The organism is Lonsdalea britannica (assembly GCF_946477055.1).
GTDB lineage: Bacteria > Pseudomonadota > Gammaproteobacteria > Enterobacterales > Enterobacteriaceae > Lonsdalea > Lonsdalea britannica_A.
In genome coordinates this window covers 1-5970 of sequence record NZ_CAMKXG010000221.1, presented here as the reverse complement: position 1 = coordinate 5970, position 5970 = coordinate 1, and the positions used below count along the sequence as shown (strand labels likewise).

General features: G+C 47.8%; 9 protein-coding genes. 2 read left to right on the top strand and 7 right to left on the bottom strand.

Translation table 11 applies throughout. The features are described 5' to 3' along the window. Positions 1–127 precede the first annotated feature (127 nt). The 7 genes from Q7O77_RS13630 to Q7O77_RS13600 form a co-directional block, all read right to left on the bottom strand. The gene (locus Q7O77_RS13630) at positions 128–430 is read right to left on the bottom strand and encodes a hypothetical protein (RefSeq protein ID WP_304168281.1); all 303 of its coding nucleotides are present in this window, start codon (positions 428–430) and stop codon (positions 128–130) included. Further along, positions 423–563, bottom strand: a complete 141-nt coding sequence (locus Q7O77_RS13625; RefSeq protein ID WP_304168280.1) for a hypothetical protein — start codon at positions 561–563, stop codon at positions 423–425. Before Q7O77_RS13625 ends, Q7O77_RS13630 begins: the two co-directional genes overlap by 8 nt. 257 nt (positions 564–820) lie before the next feature. Continuing rightward, the gene (locus Q7O77_RS13620) at positions 821–1516 is read right to left on the bottom strand and encodes a replication protein P (RefSeq protein ID WP_304168279.1); all 696 of its coding nucleotides are present in this window, start codon (positions 1514–1516) and stop codon (positions 821–823) included. Then, positions 1513–2460, bottom strand: coding sequence for a Replication protein O (locus Q7O77_RS13615; RefSeq protein WP_304168277.1), 948 nt, complete (start codon positions 2458–2460; stop codon positions 1513–1515). The genes Q7O77_RS13620 and Q7O77_RS13615 overlap by 4 nt, the downstream gene beginning before the upstream one ends. A 2-nt stretch (positions 2461–2462) precedes the next feature. Further along, entirely contained in the window at positions 2463–3290 is an 828-nt protein-coding gene (locus Q7O77_RS13610) for a DNA-binding protein (protein WP_304168276.1), read from the bottom strand. A gap of 32 nt (positions 3291–3322) precedes the next feature. Then, positions 3323–3601, bottom strand: coding sequence for a CII family transcriptional regulator (locus Q7O77_RS13605; RefSeq protein WP_304168274.1), 279 nt, complete (start codon positions 3599–3601; stop codon positions 3323–3325). Between the two features lie 114 nt (positions 3602–3715). Beyond that, positions 3716–3913 (bottom strand): Cro/CI family transcriptional regulator, encoded by a 198-nt coding sequence (locus tag Q7O77_RS13600; protein WP_304168272.1) that lies wholly within the window; start codon positions 3911–3913, stop codon positions 3716–3718. Between the two features lie 106 nt (positions 3914–4019). On the opposite strand from Q7O77_RS13600, the gene Q7O77_RS13595 reads away from it, so the two are divergent. Further along, positions 4020–4730, top strand: a complete 711-nt coding sequence (locus tag Q7O77_RS13595) for a LexA family transcriptional regulator (protein ID WP_304168270.1) — start codon at positions 4020–4022, stop codon at positions 4728–4730. Between the two features lie 104 nt (positions 4731–4834). Next, complete coding sequence (locus tag Q7O77_RS13590) at positions 4835–5776, top strand: hypothetical protein (RefSeq protein WP_304168268.1); 942 nt, start codon at positions 4835–4837, stop codon at positions 5774–5776. The last annotated feature ends 194 nt before the right edge of the window (positions 5777–5970 follow it).

Here is a 5970-nt window from a genome sequence, read left to right as displayed (position 1 = left end):
GATCTACACTATCCTCTTCGTCGGCAGCGTCAGATGTGTATAAGAGACAGGTGGGTAACTGTTGGATGAAGTTAATGGCGTTTTGCTTTCTGGGCTGGTCTACGAGGAAATAGACCTGTTTGTTCACCTATCTTCGAACTCCCAAGTCGCGGGCTAGAACACTCTCCATCCGGCTTATGCAGCCTTTGATTCTACTGATTTCACCTTCAGGGAACATGCTCTTGCTCATTTCGATAAGCGTGCGCTTCAGGTCTTTGTTAATGACCTTAGCCGCGCGTTCCTGTGCGAACGCACGTAGTGATTTCGGAATAGACCGGCCATCCAGTCGAGCGAACGCCGCACACAGTCTTGCGTGAGTTACCGTCTCAGGAAATTCGCCGTAGTCGGTGTGCTCGATGATCTGCCGGGCTGTTGATAGCTTTTCACTCATCATCCCGCTCCTCGACTTCTTTCAGTTTTTCGAATGCCGTTTCCAGCTCTTCGTTATCGAATCCATCCAGCCATGCGTTTTCGATTAGCTCGATGATTGATGAGATTTCTGCCTGATTAAAATCAACTGTCATGTTGTGCTCCACGGTTAAATTAGTTGCTCGTAACCCTCGTCACGATTCAGTGATGCGTAATAAATCTCAGCCTCGCTGTAGTAGATGCCGTTGTAATGGCACCCAGCCCACTCGCGGTGGCCGCATTCGTCGTAGATGGCTGAAAAGGTGTTGTGAGGGAGATTGGTTAGGAATTTAATGCGTTGGTCTGATTGCTGTCTTTCTTGCTCTCGTTCTAACTCTCGAATCGCTTGTTTTATGTACTCTCCGAGCATTTTTTACCCCCGCGCGCTTGGCCTTAGGTGCAGTTTTCGTCGCAGCTCTGCAATTTTGTCCAACCCCTTTTCGTCACTAACAGGGATATGCAGTTTCGGTATCTGCGCTACCGGCGCCGGAAATGCTTCGCCGCTCGATGCCCGACGAGCCATGTCTTTCAGCTCGCGCTCACAGCGCTTTCTTAATTCCGATTCCGTCAGATTGAACGACCGCATCTGCGAGTAAAGTTTTGTGACCATCAGCCAGCAGGCATTGCTGGGCCAAGGGTACCGTTCCGGGCTTTCGTAATATCCACGCTCTGCGCTGTACTTCATGACCATCAGGTAAAGCGCGTCGGGATCAGGCAATCCATGCTTACTGACTTCGCCTTGGTGGCACCAGGCGATAAACTGGCCGGGCGACGGCAGAAACGGCGTTTCCTGCTGACGGGCAAGCTTCATACCGGCGTTAACCTGATCGATACTGGTTATGCTGTTCTCGGCAAATGCCAGCACCCACTGTCGGCGCAGCTCGTTCAGATCATCTTGCGTTTTGATATTTGCCATCAGCGCCGGGAAAGCGGCTTTCAGTTGGCGGAAAAGCTCGTTGAAGATGTGGATCGCCTGCTCTGGCACCTGCTGCTTTGGCTTTTCAGCGGCATGCATCTGCTGCAACGCCTTGCCGTCGCGGTTCAGGATGGCGGTAACGACGTTTCTCATAGCTGTAACCCCTCTGCCCAGTCTGTGTTGTTGAAGTCCAGTGTCTGCTTACCGCCGCTACCGGATTTAGCCTTGTCACGCTTAATTACCAGCTGTGACCACTTCTCACGAAGCTTTGCAGGACACAGAACGTTGCCGCACCAGAAACTGTCCTGGCTGGCCCAGCGGAACAGGCTGCACATGTCTCGATGATCCCGGCCGTCTTTCTCGCGCATCAGTCGGATGTCGTTAGCCCAACCGGCAAATGCTGGCTTTCTGGCAGACGGCTCGATTGATTTCACCACGTCGAACATCCACTCCGCCGCGCGCAGGTCGTCGGTAGTTCCCCACTTGTCGCCTTTCGGTGACTGGATGGCTGCTTCAGGGCGTTGCGGTTTTGGTTGTTTGACAGCAGGAGAGAGATTTCTCTGACGAGAATCTAATACGTTAGTATTAGATGTTATATTGTTTGTGGCACTTTGATGGCAATCTGTTGGCACTACCTCCCCTCCAGCCCTTGCTGTATGCGGGTTTGCGATGGCACTTTGATGGCAATCTGTTGGCACAACTTTTTGCTGATAATCATCGTATTTTGTGACCAGAATCTTCGAAAATTTCTTGTTCGATTCTTTGCTGATCATCCCCAGTTTTTCGAACTTCAGCAGCAGGTATTTTATCCGGTTCGGGTCGATACCTGTTTCCTGCGCCAGGGTGTGACGCCCGGTAATAAACTCCCCTCTCCTGCAAAGCAGCTCACCGAATTCAGTAGATACTGGTCCGGGTGCATGGTTTGCAGAGAGGATGAAGTGTATCCACAGGTGAACAGCGTCAGAATCCGTCCTGTAGAAAGGCAGTTCCATTATTTTTCTGTGCAGCAAGGCAAACCCCTTACCGGTTGCCTCCGGTACGTCAGAGGCCCGCTTATCGGGCCTTAATGGTGTCACATTTGAATAAGCGAGATTCATGACTATTCCCCGCCCCCGTCGATACTGATTCCGGCGCGGTACTCAGACAAAATGCGGTTAATTTCTTCAGAGTAATCAGGGCTAAATTCCAAACGAGGCCCCAAAATCCCGTCAAAGAATTTTGCATCAACCAGCAGCTCTACCAAACGGCGGGCTTTCTTGGCGCTGAATTGCGGCATGGCGTCACTTTTTGTCAGCTTCTTCTTTCCAGCTGCGCGAGCTTTCCCCATCTGCTCCGTTGCCACCGATTCCGCTTTCGACCCGTGCTGCTGAGATAAAGCAACGGCGGTGGTAGGAGCGATTTCCCCAGATTTGACCATGGCGAGTAGCCCGTCGCTACAATCCAAAAGTTGAAGGTGGTAACTCACGTCGGCGATAGACCGCTTAACTTTTTTGGCAATCTCCGCTGGCTCCCAACCTTGATTCTTCAGGCGAAGATAAGCTGCCGCGCGTTCCAGTGGAGATAGCGATTTCCCCTGTGAGCTGGTCACCATGAAGGCAATGCGGTCGGCCTCGGAACCAACAAAGTCTTTGCACTCAAGGCGAAGTATTTCGTGGCCCGATTCAGTTGCTGCGGTTGCGCCGTAATAGCGGTGGTGTCCATCGATTATCTTGACGCCCTGATCAGTCACTTGGACAGCCAACGGCGGAACAAACTCTCCCGCAATGAAAGCATCGCGAAATTCAGTAACGTGCTCTTGGTCGATTTCTCGGACGTTGTAGCCCGGCTCGACGTACAGCTCAGAAATCGGAACCATATAGGTTTTGTTGACCTTTGTTCCGGTTCCGTTCTTGTCTTTGCCTTTGTATAAAATCGAAAGTGATGTCATAATCTCTCCTGTGAATTGATCCAGTAATTCCGTTAAGCGTCGAAGCTGTTACCGCAGCTCAGCGTTTTTTCATTTTCGAGATACCCCACCAGCCGCTTGGCTAATTCCGCCATCTCATCGTCATCAATGCCGTAATTAAGCACGGACAACATCAGACTCACTTGGCTGAAGAAACCGTTCTTCCAGCGGCTTACTTGGTACTCAGGAACTCCCATAGCAGCAGCAAAAGCTTTCTGGCCCATGAGAGCTAATTTGTTAAGCAGCGCGGATTCGATACGTCTCGCGTTTTTGCTTTGAGTTGCACTTTCCATACTTGATAATTTCCCTAGTGAAATATTGCATTATTAATTGAGCGATCAGCTGATGCTGTCGCTTGTGTAGTGTTCCGCGTTGACGGCGGTGCAAATTGGTAAAGAGCGGTGGTTCTATACAGCTAAATGCTTGTTACTTGGGAAAGGTCGGTGTTCTTCTGCTTCAACCTTTCCATCCGGAGTTCTGGTAATGAAGATTTTCCGGCCAACGCGAACTGCCTTGCTGATTGCCGTCTGGTGAACGCCTATTTCGCTTGCCGCTTTGGCCTGCCCGTTCGCCCTTACGTAATCAGCTAATGGAATCTTTTCCATTTTCTGCTCCATGTGGTTACGCATACGACAATAATACCACGAGTATTATTTATATCAATACTTGCGGTATTTCATTTTTAAATAACTCAGGTATTACAATCAAGGCATGGAAAAGAAGAAGAAGCTTTCACAAGAACAGATAGATGACGCTAAGCGCTTAAAGTCTTTGTATGAGGCAAAAAAGCGTGAATTAGGGGTCACCCAACAGACGATCGCTGATGCTCTTGATATAACTCAGGGTGCGGTGGGGCATTACCTAAATGGACGGAACGCGTTAAACGTGGCTGTTGCATCAGCATTCGCAAACGCTCTGAAATCTTCAATAGCTGAGTTCAGCCCATCACTTGCGAAAGATGCGGCGCAGTACGCGGGTTCTATAGAAAAAAACTTCACTTACGCGGGGCGGTATAAAGAATCCCCCCGATACCCAGTCATAAGCAGCGTACAGGCCGGTGCATGGTCTGAGGCTATCGAACCCTACACACTCCATGAGATATCGACGTGGCTTGAGTCTGACGCGCATATTCAAGGTAAAGCTTTCTGGCTTTTGGTCGATGGTGATTCTATGACGGCACCCACGGGATTAAGCGTTCCCCAGGGTAGCTATGTGCTGTTCGATACTGGCCGCGAGGCAATCAACGGTAGCCTGGTCGTCGCCAAGATGTCCGACGTCAATGAGGTCACGTTCAAAAAGCTGGTGATCGAAGGTGGACAACGCTACCTGAAGGGTCTAAACCCTAACTGGCCGATCATCACTATAAACGGCAATTGCAAAATCATCGGCGTGGGGGTCGAGTCGAAGATGAAGTTTGTTTAGCTATGGATGGCAGTTGGTAATTAAGCTTTGGGTAGATCGCGGCCCTGCTTGACAAAGATAACAAATGGTAAATTTACTGTATATTGGATCAGGTGAATGCAATAATGGATGCGAGTGTAATTGCGGAAACAGATGACATGAAGTTCAGAATTGTTTATGACGGTCCAGCCCTAGACAACCATGAGATGGATGTCCGCGATTTAGCTCCTGCACTTTTGTCTCTATCTGACGTCTTAGATGAAGCTGGAAAGACAATATATGGAAAAGAAAGACGCGTATCAGTAAAGGTAAACGCTTCTTTTAAGGCAGGGTCTTTCGGAGTTGATCTCTTAGCTCAATCTTCATCACTATCCAGCCAAATAACCGGGATTTTTTCTGGTAACGGTGCCTCAGCTGCCTGCAATATAATCAGTTTGGTTGGATTTGGATATTTAGCATCAAAAAAGTCATATAAGGGTCTGATTCAACTAATAAAATGGGTTGGACCTAAGAGTATAAAAAGAATAGAACCAACTTTTGATGGCCGCACAAAAATTTTCATTGATGGTGAAAGTGAGTTTTTTGACTCACAAGTCATTGAACTGTATAAAAATAAAAAATTAAGACGGTCGCTTGAAAATGTAATTTCTAAACCCTTAGAAAGAAGTGGTATCGAAAGCTTTGCTGTCACTATCGACAATGGGAAGAATTTTGTTGAAGTGAGTAAAGAAGAGGCGATATTTTTTAAAGTTGCTAACTCAGAAAAAACAATAATATCTGAGTCAATTACTGAGAAAGCACTTCAGCCATTAGATATCTCTTTTCGTGAAGGACACAAATGGCAATTTTCAGATGGTGCAAGCCCATTTCAAGCCGAAGTTAGTGATGGGAGATTTTTGAATGCTATTGATGACCAGTCAATAGCTTTTGCCAAGGGCGATCTTTTGTTGGTTGATTTAAAAGTAACTCAGTTCTTGGTAGAAAAAGGCATAAAGACAACCTATGAAATTGTGAATGTTAAAAAGATCATAAACCCGCAGCGTCAAATTGAATTCCCGTTCGATTAAACCCGGCCCCGCCGGGTTTTTTGTGCCTGCCCTTCCCAGTCGCAACACCCATCTAACCACCATCGCAAAAATTAAATTCCCTTATAAATCACCAAATTAATACTATCAGTAATATTTTTATTACTTGCGGTATTGCTCATGATTAATACTTGCGGTATTGTTTATTCATCGCAACGAAACAGCGACGCGGCAAA

Bases quoted from the DNA above. Each gene is read 5' to 3' on its own strand.
- Q7O77_RS13625 (WP_304168280.1), bottom strand. From the start codon at position 563: ATGACAGTTGATTTTAATCAGGCAGAAATCTCATCAATCATCGAGCTA.
- Q7O77_RS13610 (WP_304168276.1), bottom strand. From the start codon at position 3,290: ATGACATCACTTTCGATTTTATACAAAGGCAAAGACAAGAACGGAACC.
- Q7O77_RS13600 (WP_304168272.1), bottom strand. From the start codon at position 3,913: ATGGAAAAGATTCCATTAGCTGATTACGTAAGGGCGAACGGGCAGGCC.
- Q7O77_RS13620 (WP_304168279.1), bottom strand. From the start codon at position 1,516: ATGAGAAACGTCGTTACCGCCATCCTGAACCGCGACGGCAAGGCGTTG.
- Q7O77_RS13595 (WP_304168270.1), top strand. From the start codon at position 4,020: ATGGAAAAGAAGAAGAAGCTTTCACAAGAACAGATAGATGACGCTAAG.
- Q7O77_RS13630 (WP_304168281.1), bottom strand. From the start codon at position 430: ATGAGTGAAAAGCTATCAACAGCCCGGCAGATCATCGAGCACACCGAC.
- Q7O77_RS13615 (WP_304168277.1), bottom strand. From the start codon at position 2,460: ATGAATCTCGCTTATTCAAATGTGACACCATTAAGGCCCGATAAGCGG.
- Q7O77_RS13605 (WP_304168274.1), bottom strand. From the start codon at position 3,601: ATGGAAAGTGCAACTCAAAGCAAAAACGCGAGACGTATCGAATCCGCG.
- Q7O77_RS13590 (WP_304168268.1), top strand. From the start codon at position 4,835: ATGGATGCGAGTGTAATTGCGGAAACAGATGACATGAAGTTCAGAATT.